The sequence below is a fragment of the Synechococcus sp. R6-7 genome (genome assembly GCF_047461695.1).
GTDB lineage: Bacteria > Cyanobacteriota > Cyanobacteriia > Thermostichales > Thermostichaceae > Thermostichus.
The window spans coordinates 1-690 of the sequence record NZ_JANSHS010000510.1; the positions used below are offsets into that span (position 1 = coordinate 1).

General features: G+C 58.4%; 1 protein-coding gene. It reads right to left on the bottom strand.

Translation table 11 applies throughout. The features are described 5' to 3' along the window. The coding region (locus NW815_RS13540; RefSeq protein ID WP_414416126.1) for a proline dehydrogenase family protein at positions 1 to 688 on the bottom strand (688 nt) is incomplete at its 3' end. Positions 689 to 690: the final 2 nt, after the last annotated feature.

The following is a 690-nucleotide window of genomic DNA, read 5'->3' on the forward strand; positions in this document are numbered from 1 at the left end:
GGGTGAGGGATTTGTAGCGGTACTGCTCCATGTCGAAATGGATCCCGACTCCCAGAGCTTCTGCCCGGCGCAACAGGATGCGAATCCGTTCCCCCACTCTGGTTTTGGCCCCCAGGGGATCGATGGGATCGAACTGGGAATAGAAGGCTGTCAGCTTCACCGACACTTGCGGCACAGGCTGCGGTTGTGGCCAGGTTTTGACCATCTTTGCCAAATGCTCCATCACCTGCAGATAGCGATCCAGGTAGGATTGGGCTTCCGCTTCGGTGATGACGGCTTCCCCCAGCAAATCCAGGGTGAAAGCCATACCCTGCCGGTGCAAAGCTTCCAGAGTTTTGCTGACTTGCTGTAGAGTTTCTCCGGCAATATAGCGGCGGGCCAGAGCTTCCACAGCAGCGGTGAGAGTGCTGGCAGCCAACTGTCCTGGCAGGGAGTCGGGGTCTGCGAAGTTGAGCAGGCTCTTCAGCATCCCCGGCAACTCCACCGCCGGATCTGAAAGATACTCCTGCAAATGGCGGGCCACCTCAGCCTTGCTTTTCAAGCTGGGCAAGACATCAATCAAGCGGAACAACTGGGTGCGCAAGTGGGGGTTTTCCATCGCCCAGGCCAGCAGCTTGTCCTCCCAGCGCAGTTGATCTCGCCACTGGGCCAGCAGGGATCGCTTCTCTCCCGAAAGAGAGGCGAACAGAG